15 protein-coding genes are annotated in these 18,888 nt (G+C 42.6%); 3 read left to right on the top strand and 12 right to left on the bottom strand.

Going from position 1 to position 18,888, the window contains the following annotated elements; all coding sequences use genetic code 11:
- Positions 1–2: 2 nt before the first annotated feature.
- The 5 genes from FGG15_RS13530 to FGG15_RS13510 form a co-directional block, all read right to left on the bottom strand.
- A complete protein-coding gene (locus tag FGG15_RS13530) occupies positions 3–2,438 on the bottom strand; it encodes an ABC transporter permease (protein ID WP_138837107.1) in 2,436 nt (811 codons plus the stop codon).
- Between the two features lie 50 nt (positions 2,439–2,488).
- The gene (locus tag FGG15_RS13525) at positions 2,489–4,873 is read right to left on the bottom strand and encodes an ABC transporter permease (RefSeq protein ID WP_138837105.1); all 2,385 of its coding nucleotides are present in this window, start codon (positions 4,871–4,873) and stop codon (positions 2,489–2,491) included.
- A gap of 97 nt (positions 4,874–4,970) precedes the next feature.
- Complete coding sequence (locus FGG15_RS13520; protein ID WP_138837103.1) at positions 4,971–5,666, bottom strand: ABC transporter ATP-binding protein; 696 nt, start codon at positions 5,664–5,666, stop codon at positions 4,971–4,973.
- Between the two features lie 72 nt (positions 5,667–5,738).
- On the bottom strand, positions 5,739–6,989 hold the full coding sequence (locus FGG15_RS13515) for an efflux RND transporter periplasmic adaptor subunit (RefSeq protein ID WP_138837102.1): 1,251 nt from the start codon (positions 6,987–6,989) through the stop codon (positions 5,739–5,741).
- An 8-nt stretch (positions 6,990–6,997) separates the two neighbouring features.
- Entirely contained in the window at positions 6,998–8,338 is a 1,341-nt protein-coding gene (locus FGG15_RS13510; protein ID WP_138837100.1) for a TolC family protein, read from the bottom strand.
- Between the two features lie 204 nt (positions 8,339–8,542).
- On the opposite strand from FGG15_RS13510, the gene FGG15_RS13505 reads away from it, so the two are divergent.
- From FGG15_RS13505 to FGG15_RS13495, 3 genes are read left to right on the top strand one after another with little or no spacing between them, the layout of a single operon-like run.
- A complete protein-coding gene (locus tag FGG15_RS13505) occupies positions 8,543–9,904 on the top strand; it encodes a sigma-54-dependent transcriptional regulator (protein WP_138837097.1) in 1,362 nt (453 codons plus the stop codon).
- 3 nt (positions 9,905–9,907) lie between these two features.
- Positions 9,908–11,257, top strand: coding sequence for a sensor histidine kinase (locus FGG15_RS13500; RefSeq protein WP_138837095.1), 1,350 nt, complete (start codon positions 9,908–9,910; stop codon positions 11,255–11,257).
- Positions 11,258–11,264: 7 nt separating this feature from the next.
- Positions 11,265–11,717 carry a GreA/GreB family elongation factor gene (locus tag FGG15_RS13495; protein ID WP_138837093.1) on the top strand — a complete coding sequence of 151 codons (453 nt, stop codon included), beginning with the start codon at positions 11,265–11,267 and terminating at the stop codon, positions 11,715–11,717.
- A gap of 15 nt (positions 11,718–11,732) precedes the next feature.
- Here FGG15_RS13495 and arfB read toward each other — a convergent pair whose 3' ends face one another.
- From arfB to FGG15_RS13460, 7 genes are all read right to left on the bottom strand, one after another.
- Complete coding sequence (arfB, locus tag FGG15_RS13490) at positions 11,733–12,137, bottom strand: alternative ribosome rescue aminoacyl-tRNA hydrolase ArfB (protein ID WP_138837091.1); 405 nt, start codon at positions 12,135–12,137, stop codon at positions 11,733–11,735.
- Positions 12,100–13,110 (bottom strand): sulfate/molybdate ABC transporter ATP-binding protein, encoded by a 1,011-nt coding sequence (locus FGG15_RS13485; protein WP_138837089.1) that lies wholly within the window; start codon positions 13,108–13,110, stop codon positions 12,100–12,102. The genes arfB and FGG15_RS13485 overlap by 38 nt, the downstream gene beginning before the upstream one ends.
- 59 nt (positions 13,111–13,169) lie before the next feature.
- Entirely contained in the window at positions 13,170–15,323 is a 2,154-nt protein-coding gene (locus FGG15_RS13480; protein WP_138837087.1) for a prolyl oligopeptidase family serine peptidase, read from the bottom strand.
- A gap of 73 nt (positions 15,324–15,396) precedes the next feature.
- The gene (locus FGG15_RS13475; protein ID WP_138837085.1) at positions 15,397–16,410 is read right to left on the bottom strand and encodes an aspartate-semialdehyde dehydrogenase; all 1,014 of its coding nucleotides are present in this window, start codon (positions 16,408–16,410) and stop codon (positions 15,397–15,399) included.
- Positions 16,411–16,608: 198 nt separating this feature from the next.
- Positions 16,609–17,010, bottom strand: coding sequence for a large conductance mechanosensitive channel protein MscL (mscL, locus tag FGG15_RS13470; protein WP_138837082.1), 402 nt, complete (start codon positions 17,008–17,010; stop codon positions 16,609–16,611).
- 78 nt (positions 17,011–17,088) lie between these two features.
- On the bottom strand, positions 17,089–18,198 hold the full coding sequence (gene alr, locus FGG15_RS13465) for an alanine racemase (RefSeq protein WP_138837080.1): 1,110 nt from the start codon (positions 18,196–18,198) through the stop codon (positions 17,089–17,091).
- Entirely contained in the window at positions 18,191–18,835 is a 645-nt protein-coding gene (locus FGG15_RS13460; protein ID WP_138837077.1) for a thymidine kinase, read from the bottom strand. The genes alr and FGG15_RS13460 overlap by 8 nt, the downstream gene beginning before the upstream one ends.
- Positions 18,836–18,888 lie beyond the last annotated feature (53 nt).

Raw genomic sequence — 18,888 nt, 5'->3', positions numbered from 1 at the left:
TTTCATTCTGTACGTAAACTTTTTACGGGATTAACAATAGCTGCTTTTATACTTTGATAGCTCACCGTGAGCAAGGAGATAACAACCGCCAGGACTGCGGCAAGCACCAAGACCCACCATTTTACCTCTATTCGATAGGAGAAGTCCTCCAACCATTGGTTCATGGCATACCATCCCACGGGCAATGAAATCACAATGGCTACCGCTACCAATTTCAAGAAATCGGCAGAAAGCTTGTAGGTAATTTGTCCTACGCTGGCACCTAGAACTTTGCGTACCCCAATCTCTTTGGTACGTTTTTCTGCATTGAAGGCCGCCAATCCGAACAAGCCAAGACAAGCAATTAAAATGGAAAGGGCGGTAAAGATGAAGAAGATTCTGCCCAACCGCTGTTCCGCCTTATAGGTATCGTTGAACGAGTCCTCCATAAAATAATAATCAAAGGGTTGGCCTGGCGCAACTCGGCTCCAGACGTCCTGCACCCCTGCAATGGCATTCTGAAAATCTGCAGTATGCAATTTAATGGCCAGGGCACCCGTGTCGTTTGCCAAATGGAGACTTAAGCCTTCAATATCTTCCCTAAATGGGGAAAAATGAAAATCCTTGACCACACCTATTACGGTGAAGAAGCGCGGGTCTGGCTGGCCCAAATCGGGAGTATACCGGGTTCCAATTACTTCTTCCGGAGGTAATCCTATAGTGGCTACAGCAGATTCATTAATGATAATACTAATAGAGTCATTCCCAAAGCGTTCATCAAAATTACGTCCCGCGACGATTTCAAAGCCCATGGTAGGGATGTAATCGCGATCAACACTCCATCGCTGCATGCTCAGGGCCCGCTCTTGATCCGTTGCACCATCTTCAGGGGCAAAGGTTGTATCCCCTCTGGCGGATGGCGTTGGGAAAAAACTGGACAGGGTGGCGTCCTTAACATAGCTCAACTTTTTGACCTCGTCCTTAAAAGATTGGGCTTTATTACCAACTGTATAAACGTCGTTCACAATCAAAACCTGATCTTTGGAAAACCCTAAATCCTTATTTTGGATGTATTTCAATTGTTGATAAACCACCAAAGTGCCAATAATCAAAAAGACAGAAATGGCAAATTGAAAAATGACCAAGCCATTTCTCACCTTGCTTCCACCCAAACTGTTACTATTGGAACCTTTCAATACTTTGACCGGAATGAACTTGGACATAAAAAAAGCAGGATAACTCCCGGAGAACAAGCCCAAAAACACCACGGATACCAATAGAATAATCCAGAAAACCGGATTGCCATAAGGCATGGAAATGTCCTTGTCCGATAAATCATTGAAGAAGGGAAGGGCAATAATAGCCACCACTATGGCCAATAATAGAGCGCCAAAGGAAACCAAACCTGACTCTACCAGAAACTGACGAATCAAATCCCTCTTGTTGGAACCCAATGTTTTCCTAACCCCTACTTCCTTAGCTCTTTTCAAGGAATGTGCCGTGGACAAATTCATAAAATTGACGCAGGCAAGCACAATCAAAAAAGCAGCAATAAAACTTAATATGTAAATGCTTTGGATATTGTTGTTTGGACTGATTTCGGCAACTCTATCCGAATGTAAATGGATATCCGTTAAAGGCATTGTTGAAAAAATCAGATGATTGCCCGCTGCCTTAAACTGTTCTTCCGTAATACCGGGCATAAACTGCTGAACCCCGGGAATCACATACTTGCCCAAAAACGCTTCAAGAGGTTCTCTAATGTCCATCACGTTTGCGGATGGGATAAGTTTGATATACGTTTGATAGTTATTACTTCCCCAATTCACTATTCTGGAATCCTCGTACCCGGCCATGGCCATAAAAACGGAGTGATCTCTTAAAAAGGAATTCTTGGGGAGGTCATCTATGACCCCGGTTACCGTAAAAGTCTGCGTATTATTCAGTTCCAAGGTCTTCCCTAACGCTTCTTGAACCCCAAAGTGTTTTTCAGCGGCGGTTTTGGTTAGCACCAAGGTGTTGGGAGACATCAGTGCCGTCTTTACGTCACCTACCAATAATTTTATCCCGAACATTTTAAAGAAGGTTGAATCCACAAATGTGGATTGCAATTCCTTCACATTGATGTTGGTTCCTGTGCGCTTGATCAAAACACTACCTCGGGTTCTGAAACGCGTGGCCAATTCCACTTCAGAGAAGTCGTTTTCCATGGATTCTGCCATGGGAGCCGGTGTAACGGCAAATTTTCGGTCCTCCCCTCCAAACTTGATATCGGCATGTACCCTGTGGATTCTATCTGCATCAGCAAACATGGTATCGTAACTCAGTTCGTCATGGATATACAGTGAAATAAGGAGTCCTCCCGCAATCCCAATGGCCAATCCAAATAAATTCAGAAATGTAAAAAAGGGCTGCTTTTTTAAACTTCTCCAAGCGATTTTTATATGATTATTAAACATGTCTGTTCGTTTTTCTGTTTGACCCTTCGCATTCGCTCAGGGCAAGTTGTTTATTCAGTTCTTAAACTTTTAATCGGGTTGGCTATGGCCGCCTTCAAAGTTTGGTAGCTTATGGTAATCAGGGTAATCACCATAATGGAGAAAATGGCAAGGGCAAAAACCCACCAATGAATCTCCGTCCTATAAGTGTACCCTTGTAGCCACTGTTCCATTAAATACCAAGCTATAGGAGTTGCAAACAAGCCTGCAATCAGGATAAGTTTGAAAAAGTCCATGGAAAAAAGTGCCAGTATGTTGGCAACATTGCTCCCCAAGACTTTGCGAATCCCAATTTCCTTAGTGCGCTGCCCCACATAAAATAAGATGAGACCATATAGACCCAAACAACCTATTAATATGGCCAATGCCGAAAAGACTTTGGACAATGATAGGTAGCGTTGTTCCGTTTCGTATTGTTCTGCCACTCTCTCATCCAAAAAGCGATACTCGTAGATATATTCCGAAAAAGCGTTGGACCATTCTTCTCCTATTTGCTCCAAGGTAAGCGCGGTATTGGTGTTGTTTATCTTGATGGCCAATTCCGAAAACCAGGAGTTTTTGGCACCAATAAAAACTGGATTGATAGCATGGGTAAAATCGGTGTCATGAAAATCCTTGACCACGCCAACAATGGTAGCTTTGACACTACCTCCACTGGCTTCAAATTTTTTGCCCAACATCTCCTCTGGAGAATTCAAGCCTAGTTTTTCTCCTAACCGTTGATTGACCAAAACTTCTGCAAGGGAATCATTTTCAAAAAAATTACGACCCGCAATCAACGGAATATCAAATGTGTTTAGGTAATTGGTGTCGCCCGCCTTAATCTCAATGCTAAATTCCTCTGGCTCTGCCTTATTGTGATATTTAATACTGGTTCCCCAATTGCTATTGGACCCCCCGGGACTACTTAAGCAAGCCGAAACATTTTCAACTCCCGTAATTTGACCTAGACGTTCTTTCAATCCCCTAAGTTGAACCGGATCTAATTCACTGGGTATATCCACCATAACAACAAAGTCTTTGTCAAAACCTAAATCGGTATTTACGGCATAGTCAATTTGTCTGGAGATAATCAAAGTGGCCGCAATCAAGGTGATGGAAATAGCAAACTGGGCCACCACCAATATTTTTCGGGTTGTTGCCCCCCCTGTATCATTGTGATCCAGTTTTCCTTTAAGGGCAAGTACAGGAACAATGCGTGACATAAGAATCCCAGGATAACTCCCGGAAAGGAAGGAAACAATCAACAATACCAGGGTCAAAAAGAAAATAAACTGTGCGCTCAATAGATTATACGCGGATAATTCAATTTGAAATAACGCATTAAACGATGGTAGAAACAGAATGGCCAATCCTACACCAATAAGAAGTGCAAACAACCCAATTACAAAAGTCTCTGAAAGAAACTGCCAAAATAGATGCTGTTTAAAGCTTCCCAAGACCTTGCGCACGCCTATTTCCTTGGATCGATAAAAAGCCTGGGCCGTTGATATGTTGATGAAGTTGATTGAGGCAATGATGATCAAGAAAAGCCCGATAACCCCAAATACCCAAAGAAGGGTTGGATCCAAACCTCCATAGACTGGATCTAAATGAGCGTTGGCTAAAGGCTGTAACCTATATATATGTTTGTTTTTACTTTTTGCCCGATGCTTTTTTGGGAGTTCCAAAAGTGCGGTTTCAATGGTGCCGATATCCTGATTTGGCCTAAGCAGGGAGTAGCACTGAAGATTGGTAGTGATCCCACCCCAGCTTTCCGACCCAGCAAACTCAAAGAAATCCTTGACATTGTCAAAGGAAACAAACAGCTCACTTTTTAGGAATGTAGTTTTTGGAAGGTCTTTTAAAACCCCGGTGATCTGAATTGTTCTGTCATTTTCCAGCACAAAGGTTTCGCCAACAATATCGGTTTTCCCAAATAGCCTGTTTGCTGCAGTTTCCGTTAACACGGCTGTATTGGGCGCCGCAAGGGAGATATTGTTGCTTCCGTCTACAAGAGGGTAATTAAAGATTTTGAAAAAATCTTCCTCCGCAAAAACAATGTCTTCCTTGAATTTGCTTTCTACCCCATTGATATCCGTGTCGACCACCAGCCCGTCATAGTTGACAATTTTCGCCACCTTTTCTGCATAATCGTATTCATTCAAAAAAGTCTTGGCAAAAGCGGGAGGAACACTGGGGTCATATTCAATGTCATCCCTGTGTTCCTCGGTGACCATCCTGTAGATCCGATCCGAATTTGCATGAAAATTGTCAAATGAAAGATGATAGTTTAAGAACAGGTAGATCAGGATACTACTACCAAATCCTACCGCAAGTCCAAGAATGTTGATTGCGGTAAATACCTTTCTCTTGATTAAATTTCTCCAGGCAATTCGGAAATGGTTCTTAAACATGGTTCTCGTTTTTTGATTGTTCCTGTGGTTTAACACAGGCTGATTTTTGATACTGAATCAAGTTCAGCATAGATTGATGAATAAACTCGGTTCGTTTCTAAGCCATTGCCCCCATGGGTTTATTTTGACTTTGGGTAACAATTTGCCCATCGAAGAGGTTGATGATCCTATGGGCGTAATGCGAATCCCGGTCAGAGTGGGTTACCATGACGATGGTAGTTCCTTCTTGGTTCAATTCGGTTAGCAGGTTCATGACCTCAATACCGTTTTTAGAGTCCAAATTACCCGTGGGCTCATCCGCCAAGATCAACTTTGGATTGGTCACAACGGCACGGGCAATAGCGACTCTTTGTTGCTGCCCACCGGAGAGTTGCTGTGGAAAGTGTTTTTCACGGTGCGCAATTTTCATTCGCTCCAGAACCTTTTTCACCTTCTCCCTGCGTTCGCTTTTGTTCATCTTTAGATAGATGAGTGGTAGTTCCACATTTTCATAGACGGTAAGCTCGTCAATCAGGTTAAAGCTTTGAAAAACAAAACCAAGGTTCCCTTTACGCAATTGGGTGCGCTGGCTCTCCCTAAGTCCGCCTACCTGATGTCCGGCAAATTCATAGCTCCCTTCGGTTGGGTTGTCCAACATGCCAATGATGTTGAGCAAAGTTGATTTTCCGCATCCGGAAGGGCCCATAATGGCAACGAATTCCCCTTCTGCAACGTTGAGGTCTACCCCATTTAGGGCCAGGGTCTCCACTTCTTCGGTTCTAAAGCTCTTTTTAAGTTGTTGTATTTGTATCATTTTTTGATTGTTATCTAATTTGACTTCTGTATGTAAAGACATCTGGTTTTAGCTTGATGTGACACTTCAATTTTATTTTAATACAATTCTTTCTGCGGTCCCAAAACTGTCATAGTTGGAGGTGATGACCCGTTCCCCTGGTTGGAGTCCTTCCAGCACTTCAAAGTATCTCGAGTTTTGTTTTCCTATTCTGATGTTACGTTTTAAAGCTTCGTTTTCATTTTCATTGACCACGAACACCCACTGTCCTCCGGTACTCTGGAAAAATCCTCCTTTGGGTAAAAGCAAGGCCTCATTGGATGCTCCCAATTGCAATCGGATATTATAGCTTTGCCCCGTTCTTATAGTTTCTGGCTTTTCTCCAGTGAAGACCAAGTCTACTTGGAACCTTCCATTTCTAACCTCTGGATAAACTTTGCGAACTCTAAGCCCATATTCGTTTCCATTGCGTTCCAAGGTGGCGGACAACTCCCGCTTTACACGATCAATATAATGCTCGTCAATTTCAGCTTCGATTTTGAAATCCGTAAGCACGTTAACTTGTCCTATACGTTGTCCTTGAGAGATGTTCTGTCCTATTTCGGCATCCAGAAAACCCAACTGACCATCCGCGGGAGCGCGTACATTTAGGTGATCCAAGCGTTCATAGACCATGGACAAGGTTTGTCGCATACGCTGTAGGTCCACATCCAAACTGGTCAAAGAGGTTTTACGCAGCTCGTCATCTTGCTCGGTCTGTAACTTTACAATATCAAATTGTCTTTTGGAAAGCTCATAATTCTCTTTGGACAACAAGTACGTCTCTTTGGAAATCAATTCATCTTTAAAGAGCGCTTCATTCTGCTCATAATTTCGCTTCAACCGTTGAAGGTCGTACTCCGCTGTGGCCAAATTTCGACGCCCCTCAACTTGTCTTGAATCAAAGGTGAGTTTGGTGGAACGAAGGTCGTTCTGCTTCAGGGCCAAATTACTTTCACTGGCTAGTATCTGTTCATAAAGGCCAATATTCTCCAACTTGAGGATAATGTCCCCTTTCTTTACCATGGTGCCTTCCTCAATCAGTTTTTCGGCAACCCTCCCTCCTTCGTAGGCATCCATATAAATGGTAGCTATGGGCGCCACATTGCCATTAATGGTAATGAAGTCGTCAAACTTACCTTCACTGACCTGCGCAATGGAAAGTCGTTCCTTTTGGGTTCTATAGGTTGATACCGAAGTGGAGAAAAGCAACCTCCATCCCACAAACAAAAGCAATAGCCCTAGGGCAATGTAGCCATAGTGTTTTGGACGCAGTCCTTTCTTTTTTTCGAGTTGTATATCCATTTTATTTTTTAGTTGATATTAAAAATTGGTAGTCCATTGTAGAAATCTATCGTGCTCTTGTTTATTTTCAATCGTAAACCTACCTGTAAATTTTCATTTTGTGCAACCCCATACAAATTCTTGGCCTGGAAAAGATCCAGGGCATTGATTAGCCCTTTCTCATATCTTTTTTGAGCAATGGTAAATGCAAGCTCCTGCGCCTGCACTCTTTTATTGCTCTGCTCATATTCAGCCACCAACGCCCGTTGCGTCTGAACCAATTGCTGTAACAACTGAAACAGCTCTTGTTCCTGAATTTCCAAGTTGTTCTTGGCCTGCAAATAGGCAATCTTCTGTTGCTTAACCTGAGAGCGATTGGACCAACCCAAGCTTATGGGTATGCTGACCTCCGCTCCTATAAACTTGGAGGTGTTGTCCTTGATCTGTGTGCTAAAGGGTATAAGGTTGCCATCCGCGTCCACATTGGTCTCGAAATAACTGGTCCCAATACCCGCAATGAAAGCAAGGGACGGGTACAGGTTTCCTCTTGTGGACTGCAACTGTTTTTTAGCTGCTTTAAGTCTGAACTCTTGGGATTTCACCAAGGGAACAAAACCTCTGGCTGTTTGGTAGAGCGAATCCAACGACACGTTTTCTGGGTTGGCATCACCAACCGATTCAATGGCGGTTTGCAATGTAATTTCCTCGTTTTCCGTATAGTTCATCTCTTGAAAAAGCACCAGTTTGGCATTGGCCAAAAGGTTTTGGTTTTGGGTCACGAGTAATTTATCCCCGAGCAAATTAGATTCTGCTTCGTAGAGGTCGGCTCCGGCCATCATGCCCAACTCCACTTGTTTTTGAACCAAATCGTAGTTGGATTGGGAAATTTCCTGTTGCTCCAAAGAATTGGCAACAACCCCTTCAAAAAATTTAATGTCATAAAAGGCGCTCATCACCCTAAAGGCCAATAAGAACTTTTCCTGGGTCACATCTTCTTGGGCCGCCTTATAGATAAACTTGGAAGCTTTGATCGCGTTGATTTTTTGAAACCCTCTGAATACATCTAAATTGGCTCCAAGCGAATAATTGTTTCTGAAAAACTCGGTGTTGACAAAATCGTTGGTGTTCGGGTCTTCGGATCTACCAAACTGTATTCTATAATCCGAGTAACCCGTAACACTGGGCAAAAGATTCCGAACCGATTGCCGATAACTTTCCTGATTGGAATCCTCTGTATAGGAGGTGTTCTTCACTTGAAGGTTATGCGCAATGGCATATGCCACACAATCATCCAACGTCCATGTTTTTTGACTTAGGGCAGCCGTTGAAATCATCAAGGCAAAGAAGAAAATATAAGGTTTTAAGGTCATTTTTTATATACTGTGCCAAACTTGTTGCTATTCCTATGCCAAATACTCAACATGTTGAATTTCAGCATATAAGAGGATGTTCTTAAACTATCACCACGCTAAAGTGTAAAATATTTATACAAAAAATGTCAAATTATTTTACACTTTTCCAAAACTATCTGGGTCAATTTGTAGATTTAGATCCAAAGTTGAAATAGATATTCCATGACGGATGCCAAAATCTTAGTAATAGACGACAACAAGAGCGTGTTGAGCGCCCTCGAAATTCTATTGCAATTTGAGTACAAAAGTGTGGAAACACTTTTTAACCCCAACCAAATTTCCTCCTTTTCCCACATGGATCAAATAGACATTGTGCTCTTGGACATGAATTTTTCGGCAGGGGTCAACACGGGCAATGAAGGATTGTATTGGTTGAATGAAATCAAGAAAAAATCCCCGCACACCTCTGTAATCATGATGACTGCCTACGGAGCGGTGGATCTAGCCGTTAAGGCTTTAAAGCAAGGCGCGTCAGATTTTGTATTGAAACCTTGGAACAATGAGCGTTTGTTGACTACGGTTAAATCCGCTTTTGAACTGAGAAAGTCTAAACAAGAAATTCATCAGCTCAAGAAAAAGGAAAATGAACTAAAGCAGGTCATTAACGAGGATAAGAATTTCATTATAGGAAATTCCCAAGCGTTGACTTCCGTTTTGAACTTGGTTCGGAAAGTAGCCAAGACCGATGTCAATGTTTTAATAACCGGTGAAAATGGAACGGGGAAAGAACTCATTGCCCGGGAATTGCATCGCCTATCCGTGAGAAAAGATGAGCTTTTCATCGGGGTTGACATGGGCTCTATTGCCGAAAATCTATTTGAAAGTGAGCTTTTTGGACACATGAAGGGCGCATTTACCGATGCCAAGGATGACCGTGCCGGTAAGTTTGAAGCCGCCCATCAAGGCACTCTGTTTTTGGATGAAATGGGCAACCTATCCTTGCAAATGCAAGCCAAATTATTGTCCGCCATTCAAAATAAATCTGTGGTTCGGGTAGGCTCCAATAAATCCATTGCCGTAGACATTCGTTTGATCAGCGCCACTAATTGTAACTTACCGCAGATGGTTGCAGATGGACTCTTTAGAGAGGATTTGCTCTATAGAATCAATACGATCAATATAGAAGTTCCACCGCTCCGGGAACGGGAAGGGGATATTTTGATTTTGGCCGATTTTTTCCTGAAAAAGTTCGCCAGCAAATATGATAAACAAGGATTGCGAATCAACAATTTGGCTCAGGAAAAGCTAATAGAATATCCATGGCCCGGCAATGTAAGGGAACTTCAACACACCATGGAACGGGCAGTAATTCTTTCCGAAGGAAACGTGTTAAAGCCAACGGATTTCTTGCTGCATTCCAAACCCTCCCAGTCTTTTGATGCTGGTCCGGCCACTTTGGATGAAATGGAGCAGCAAATGATTTTTAAAGCCTTGGAACAACATGACGGAAACTATAGCGCTGCTGCCGACCAGCTGGGGATATCCAGACAGACTCTCTACAACAAAATGAAAAAAAAGAAATAGGTAATGGCCAGTCGGAATTTTTATTTGCAGCTTATTTTCAGTGTAATTTTGATTACACTAACGGCTTTGCTTCTGGCCTGGTCTATTGTTAACCGCTGGTATTTTACTTTGGGTTTAACCGCCATATTAATAATTGCCCAAGTCCATGCCTTAATCCGGTTCATCAATAGAACCAACCGTAAAATCGCCTATTTTTTTGATGCTATCCGGAATGAGGACTTCACGCTCCGATTCCCGGAGAAGGTTACCATAAAGTCATTCAAGGAACTTAACCAAAGCCTTAATCGGGTCAACGGGCTAATCCAAGAAGTGCATTTGCAACTACAAATTCGGGAGCAGTATTATCAGGAGATTCTAAAGCAAGCAAGTATCGGAATCATGACCTTTAATGAAAATGGACATATCCTATTTTCCAACCCCACCTTGGAAAAACTACTGAACTATTCCCCCTTGAACCACATCAAACAATTGGCCCAGGTTGATGAGGGATTGTACGAAGTTTTTAGATCCTTCAAACCTTTTGAAAGACGTTTGTTCCAGCTGACCAATGAACGGGAACAAAACCAACTGGCGCTAAAGTCGACTCCTTTGGAGCTGGATGGTCAATCACTGTTATTGGTTGTGGTACAGGATATTCATGAAGAGTTGGATGAAAAGGAAACCGAATCTTGGGTACGGTTGATCAGAGTACTTACCCATGAGATCATGAATACCATTACCCCCATTGCCTCAATTTCAGACTCCATCATCAAATATTACAGCAAACAGGGAAAGCAAGTGGCGTTGGAAGATTTGGACCAAACCCAGATCAAGAATACCTTAAAAGGGTTGGAAGTCATTAAGGAACAAGGTAGCAGTCTTATGGATTTTGTACAATCCTATAGGAGTATGCTCAATGTCCCCGAACCGAATAAAGCCATTGTTAAAGGAAGTAAGCTCTTGGAGAAAATTCATGTACTTATGTCCTCCAAACTGGGACAAGAAACCGATTTTCAGGTTAGCTGTGACCCAGTGAATTTGGAGTTTTTTATTGATGAAAAGCAAATCTCACAAGTACTCATCAATTTGAGCAAAAATGCACTTCAGTCTGTAAAGGAAATAGAGAATGGAACGGTGCGATTACTAGCCGGCGAAGATGGTGATGGCAACAAAATTATTCAAGTTGTGGACAATGGGCCTGGGATTCCTGCTGATCTTATTGATGAGATTTTTGTGCCCTTTTTTACTACCAAGACCGAAGGTACTGGCATTGGCCTAAGTCTTTCCAGAAGGGTAGTGCAGCTGCACGGTGGAAGTTTGAAAGTACATTCCATTCCCCATCAAGAGACTGTGTTCAAATTAACTTTTGCCTAAAAACTCCATGGAAATCAAAGAAGCATTGTTGCAGTTTTGCCAAGACTATGTGCGTGATAAAAAGGAAGTGCTCAAAAAAAGAAGTGCTTCACTGCAGGAATCCTTGAATTCAGAAACCAAGAGCAGTGCTGGAGACAAGCATGAAACAGGACGGGCCATGGTACAGCTGGAACAGGAAAAGTTGGGACAGCAGCTACAGGAAATTGAAAAAATGGCCCAAGTCTTAAATCTAGTAGACCTAACTAGCTCAACCCATAAAATTGGATTGGGTAATCTGGTGCAGACCTCAACTGCACACTACTTCATTGCCATTTCTGCGGGAGCTTTTAAACCAAAAAACGGAAATCCCATCTTTTGTATTTCGCCAAGCACACCTATCGCAAAATTGTTGTTGGGCAAAGAAGCTGGGGACACTTTCATATTTAATGGGAAGAACCATAAAATCCTAGAACTGACTTAAGATTGCAGTTTTGTCCTAGTCCAATTCTGGAGGTTTCCGATTGACTTTTTTGTTCGCGGCTATTTTTTTGGATTTCAGTCTTTTTTCCACTGAAGATTTGGAAGGCTTTGTAGCTTTTCGTTTTTTTCTTTCCTTAAGCGCACTTTGCAATAAACCGTAAAAGCGTTTAGTGACGAGATTCCTGTTTTGATGTTGGCTTCTGGCTTCGTCACATTGCAATCTCAAGATTCCTTCCTTGGTCAATCTGGAATCCAATTTTAATAATAGCCTTTCCTTTCCCTGGTCTGATAGCCCCAAGGATTGGTGAATGTCAAAACTAAGTTCAACTTTGGAAGAGACCTTGTTCACGTGCTGTCCTCCGGCACCACTGCTTCTCACAGCCTTAAACTGAAGTTCTTTCTGAATCTGTTCCTTGTTCAACTTGGAGTCTGCTATTGATGGTTTCCAAAGATACGTTAAGGAAAACTGCTTCGCCTTGTTTTAGTTTCTTTTGAGAATTGAAGTACAATACAATCCCCTGCGCTTCTTCACATTCATTAAGGTAATGACTTCCCTTAAAAAAGGAATTGGTCACAACAACCTTTAGCCCCGAGGTCTCGGACACCTGGAATTCATGGGGGTAAACCAAAACAGATTTGTCGATTGCAGCATAAGATTTTAGCATCCTGATAGGAACTTCGTTGACCTCGCCAAATAATGAGGCCGTGTAATAGTTTGGAGGGTTTTGGTATAACTTTTTTGTTTTTTGGTTCGCAATAATTTTGCCGTTTTCCAACACTATCGTCCGGTCTGCATAGGGTAAAACATCATTGGGGTCGTGGCTGGCCGTAAGTACCGTAATTCCCTTTTCCTTTAAATAGGGAAAAAGATTTCTTCGGAGCGAATTCCGTTTAAAGTTGTCAATATGTCCAAAAGGTTCATCGAGCAATAAAAGTTCCGGTTCTTGGGCCAAAACCCTTGCCAGTGCCACTCTTTGTTGTTGTCCGCCGCTAAGGTTTTTGACTTTGGTCTTGGCAAAATCCTCAAGTTCAATAAGCAGTAAAAGTTCCTGTATGCGTGCCGTATGGTTTTCCTTATCAAATACCGATAAATGTTGGCCAATATTCTCAGCCACGGTCGTGAACGGCATTAAATCAAAATCTTGGGCCAGATACTTCATATAGGACTCACCTGGGACAAGATTAAAATTGGGGCCCAAAGCTTGCTTGTTGCCCCAAAGTACATGCCCGTTTTCTATATGCAAAAGCCCATATATGATTTTGAGTAGAGTACTTTTCCCCGAGCCACTTTCTCCGATTAAAGCCATATGCTCTCCCTTGTCCACTTCAAAGGAAATGTCCTTCAATGTGGCTTCATTTTGATAGGAAAAAGCATCAATCTGAACGCTGAGCATAAGGTTGAAAATAAAAATCCGTCTCTAATGAAACGGATTTTAAAGAGATTACTGTATGGTTAATCCTTAAATTCTTTCAATACCGCCTGATTGGGAAGCTTGTCAAAGCCCATATTGAACAGGGTAAACCCAAAAATATCAGCGTATTGTTCAATAGTCTTGCTTACCGGAGTACCCGCGCCATGTCCGGCATTGGTTTCAATCCTGATCAAGGTAGGATTATCCCCAGCTTGATGCTCTTGAAGCACCGCAGCAAACTTAAAACTGTGTGCCGGTACCACCCGATCATCATGATCCCCTGTGGTGACCAAGGTGGCAGGGTAAGCCGTCCCCTCCTTTACATTATGCACCGGAGAATAGTTTTTTAAATACTTGAACATCTCCTCGCTTTCTTCGGAAGTACCATAATCGTAGGCCCATCCGGCACCTGCTGTAAATGTATGATACCGTAACATATCCAAAACCCCTACCGCTGGTAAGGCTACTTGCATTAAATCTGGGCGTTGGGTCATGGTTGCTCCTACTAAAAGTCCTCCGTTGGAACCACCCCTGATGGCCAAATACTCCTTGGAAGTATATTGATGTTCAATCAGGTATTCGGCAGCGGCAATAAAGTCATCAAATACATTTTGCTTTTGCTGTTTGGTCCCGGCGATATGCCATTTTTTACCATATTCTCCCCCACCTCTTAAGTTGGGAACCGCATAAATTCCACCTTGTTCCATCCAAATGGCATTAGTTATGCTGAAGGAAGGTGTAAGGCTAATATTAAATCCACCGTAACCATATAGGATGGTGGGGTTTTTGCCATTGAGTTCCAAGCCTTTCTTATGGGTAATGATCATGGGTACTTTGGTACCATCCTTGGAGTTGTAAAAGACCTGGGTGGATTCATAATCCTCTGGATTAAAATCAATATCGGGATTCCAATACTGCTCGTAAACACCCGTTTCCACATCGTATTTATAGGAGGAGCTTGGGGTGTTGTAGTTGGTAAAGGAGAAGTAGAACTCTTGATCCTCTTTTTTGCCTCCAAAACCATTTGCGCTACCAACTCCGGGAAGCTTCACCTCCCGCACCAAGTTTCCGCCATAATCGTATTGCATTACTTTGGATATGGCATCGACCATATACTCTGCAAAAAAGTAACCTCCTCCAGTACCAGAGGTCAATACATGTTCCGTTTCTGGGATTACATCTTGCCAGTGTTCCGACCCTGGATTGGCCGCATCTGCAACAACAATCTTTTTGTTTGGAGCATTTCGGTTAGTCACCATATAGAGTTTGGAACCATCGGTATCAATGACATAAGTGTCAGAATCCGTATCGTCTAAAATAGTGACCAATGGATTGTCCAGCGAGGAAAGGTCTTTCATAAACAGCTTATTTCCTGAGGTGGATGTTGCCGCAGAAATAAACAGATATTTGCCATCCTCTGAAACGCTGCCTCCCACATAGCGATGTTTTTCTTCTGGAATGCCGCCAAATATAACCGGATCCTCGGATTGGGGGGTGCCCAGTTTATGATAGTACAATTTATGTTGGTCGGTTTTGGCGGATAACTCACTTCCATCAGGTTTGTCATAGCTGGAATAAAAAAATCCTTCGTTCCCCTTCCAGGAAATCCCACTGAATTTGATATCTACTAGCGTATCTTCAACTCTCTCCCGACTCTCAGTGTCAATCACAATTCCTTTTCGCCAATCGCTTCCACCTTCGGAGATCAAATAGGCGGCTTTGGAACCGTCTTTGGTAAAATTTAAGGACATTAAAGAGGTAGTTCCGTCTTCAGAAAATTTATTGGGGTCTAAAAAAACCTCTTCTTCCCCTCCCTCTTTTTTTCGGTACACCACATATTGGTTTTGGAGACCATTGTTTTTGTAGAAGTACGTATAATCACCCTCCTTAAAGGGAGAACCTAGTTTTTCGTAGTTCCATAGCTTTTCCAAGCGGTTTTTTAGATCTTCCCGAAAAGGAATCTGATCCAAATAACCAAAAGTTGCGGCATTTTGTTCCTTGACCCAAGCTTCTGTTTCTGAACTTCGATCGTCTTCAAGCCAACGATAAGAATCTTGGACTTCTGTCCCAAAATAGGTGTCAACTGTGTCCACTTTTTTAGTGGTAGGATACGTCACGATTATGGGTTCTCTCTGGTGTGTGTTTTGACAGGCCGTCATTGCGATTACAGCAGTTAATAGACTGAATTTTTTCATTTTTATCTGATTGATGCCGATAAAAATACGCAAATATGCATTTCCCTTAACGGTAAATTAAAACGCCTGGAATTTAGGACACAGCTTCAGAAGTATTGACCACCAAATTGTTTGCCACTAAGTATTCCGCAATCTGAACGGCATTGGTAGCAGCCCCTTTTCTTAGGTTATCGGCCACAATCCACATATTCAAGGTGTTTCGTTGAGTCTCATCCCTGCGGATTCTGCCGACAAATACATCGTCCTTCCCATGGGCATAGATGGGCATAGGATAGGTGTTGGTCTCCGGATTATCTTGTACAGTAATCCCAGGGGTTTTGCTTAGAAGCTGTCTTACTTCTGTCAAGTCAAAATCATTAAGAAATTCCACATTTACAGATTCGGAATGACCGCCAGCCGTCGGAATTCTCACAGCGGTTGCAGAAACAGAAAAAGTACGATCATCAAGGATCTTTTGTGGCTCACGGGCCAATTTCATCTCTTCCTTGGTATATCCATTTTCCAAGAACACATCGCAGTGGGGCAATGCATTTTTACCAATAGGATACGGATAAGCCATTTCACCTTCCACCCCGGCAATTTCATTCTCCAATTGTTGAACCGCCTTCACTCCAGTTCCAGAAACGGATTGATAAGTAGAAACTACCACCCTTTTCATCTGGTATTTTTTGTGCAAGGGATCTAACGCCAACACCATCTGAATGGTGGAGCAATTTGGATTTGCTATAATTTTATCCTCTGAGGTCAATTGGTCGGCGTTGATTTCAGGAACCACCAATTTCTTGCCCGGATCCATTCGCCATGCCGATGAATTGTCAATAACAGTGGTGCCCACTTCAGCAAATTTCGGAGCCCATTCCAATGAAGTGTCCCCACCAGCGGAGAAAATGGCAATCTCTGGTTGCGCTGCTACCGCATCTGCAAGGCCTATCACCGTATGTTCTTCACCATTATAAGATAGTTTCTTCCCAACTGAACGTTCTGAGGCCACCAACAACAATTCCGTTATTGGGAAATTGCGCTCCGCCAATACATTCAACATTACTTCGCCTACCATTCCAGTGGCTCCAACAACCGCTACTTTCATTTTATCTTATTTTGAGGGAACAAATTTAGAACAGAATAGGTTCTAAACAAGCATTTGGGCAAGTATTTGGGCAAGTATTAAGCAATAAATAACAAAATGTTACAAATAAAACAACCGCCAAGCTGTTAGCGACACAACTTGACGGCTTTTAGATTACAATTGTGGTGTAGCGGCTTCCCAATTGGGAAATCGTTTCCTCTATTTTTTTAAGGCATCCCGAATCTCAACCAGCAATTCTTCTGTAGTTGGTCCTTTTGGCGCCTCTGGAGCTGGTTCTTCTTTCTTCTTCATCTTATTGACTCCCTTTACAATCATGAACATCACAAAGGCAACGATGATAAAGTCGATTACATGGGTAACGAATTCTCCCCAAAGGATTGCCACTTCCCCTACTTTTTCCCCTGCGTCGTTCATGGTACCTTCTTTTATAATATACTTTACTTCCTTAAAGTCTGCATTGAACAGCAAGCCGATCAATGGTGATACAATTCCGCCCGTAAAAGAGGCCACTACCTTGTTAAATGCGGCACCCATAACGAAACCTACGGCGATGTCCACCAGGTTTCCTTTCATTGCGAAATCCTTGAATTCTTTCAACATAATTTTATAGTTTAAGAGGTTAATTGAGCTACAATGTAACCAAAAAAGAGGGTTTCTGCCAATTTAGAGTGTCAAGATCTAGGAGTTGATTATCACCCGTTTAACCCTTGGGGAAATGGCCGTCAGTATTTCATAGGAAATGGTTTGGGCAGAGGAAGCGAATGCTTCTGCGGAACGGTTGGGGCCGAAAACCAACACCTCATCTCCTTCCTTGCAATCGATTCCCGAAATGTCTACCATAATCATGTCCATGCACACATTGCCAATGATGGGTGCTTCTTTGCCCTTGACCATCACATGGGCATTACCATTTCCGTAGTGCCTGCCAATACCATCGGCATGGCCTAAGGGTAGGGTGGCTGTTGTTCTAAACCCTTCGGATGTAAATGCCCGGTTGTATCCAACACTTTCGTTGGGCTCAATCCTATGTATTTGGGAAATAACAGTCTTTAAACTCGCAACAGGCTTCAGGTTTTGATCCACTTTCTCTTCATTTCCATATCCATAAAGACCAATACCACTTCTAACCATCTCAAACTGGGCTTCTGGATAGTTAATGATTCCCGAAGTGTTGAGCATATGTCTAAAAGGGGTATATCTCAGTTTGCCATTAAGGTGCTCGCTAATTTTTTGAAATGATCGTATTTGCCTTTGGCTAAACTCTTTTTCCTGGGGATCCTCCGAGGCGGCCAAATGCGAAAACACAGAGACCGCCTTTATTTCATTTCGATTCTTAAGCTGCTCCATTATAAAGTCCACATCATTCTCCCAAAATCCCAATCGATTAAGCCCTGTATTGAATTTAAGATGGATGGGATATTCTAATTTCCCCTGTTCTTCCATAAACTGAAGGAACTGTTTTAAAAGGTTTGGAGAATAAATGCTTGGCTCCAGATTATGTTGAATGAGTTCTTCAAAGTTGGCTGGTTGCGGGTGCAGTACCAAAATGGGGCACTTTATACCAGACTCCCGAAGGAATACCCCCTCGCTAGTATAGGCCACTGCCAAATAATCAACCGCCAAATTTTCCATTTTTTGGGCTATGGCAAGCATGTCGCTGCCATATGCAAATGCCTTTACTACAGCCAAAAACTTGGTTTCTGGGTCAATCTTTGATTTTAAATACCTGAAATTATTCTCCAGCGCGGCCAGATCTATTTCTAACGTGGTCTCACCAATACTACCCATTGGCCGTTTTCTTTTTGGCGTCCACTTCTTCGGCCTCAACCTCCATTTGACTTACTTTTTCCTTCAGCATGGCCTTATAAAAAGCAGCCCTGCTTAGAGGTTCGTACTCTCCGGTCTCCCCAAGTAATACCAGGTTTTCATCGTTGGTTTTTCTAAAACTATAGTTGGCCAAGTTCCCTGTTCTTGTACAAACGGCGTGTACTTTGGTCACGTATTCCGCTGTAGCCATTAAGGCGGGCATTGGCCCAAAAGGATTGCCTTTAAAATCCATATCCAAGCCTGCAACAACTACACGAACCCCTCTATTGGCCAAATCGTTGCACACTGTAACTATCTCATCATCAAAGAATTGCGCTTCATCAATCCCTACTACATCACAATCATCTGCCAATAATCTAATGTTGGCGGCAGCTGGAACAGGAGTAGATCTTATTTCGTTGGAATCATGGGATACCACCATGTCCTCATTATATCGGGTATCAACCATGGGTTTGAAAATCTCTACTTTTTGCTTGGCAAATTGGGCACGTCTCAAGCGTCGGATAAGCTCTTCGGTCTTACCTGAAAACATGGAGCCACAGATAACTTCTATCCATCCGAACTGTTCTTTAGGGTTAACCGTATTTTCGAGAAACATACCGTACTTTTAAACGAAAATGGGTAGTTTTTTCGTTTGATTATAAGAAACAC

The organism is Flagellimonas algicola (genome assembly GCF_005937185.1).
Taxonomy (GTDB): Bacteria; Bacteroidota; Bacteroidia; order Flavobacteriales; family Flavobacteriaceae; genus Flagellimonas; species Flagellimonas algicola.
Note: the sequence above shows the minus strand (reverse complement) of the source record. Positions and strands in the feature narration are given on the sequence as shown.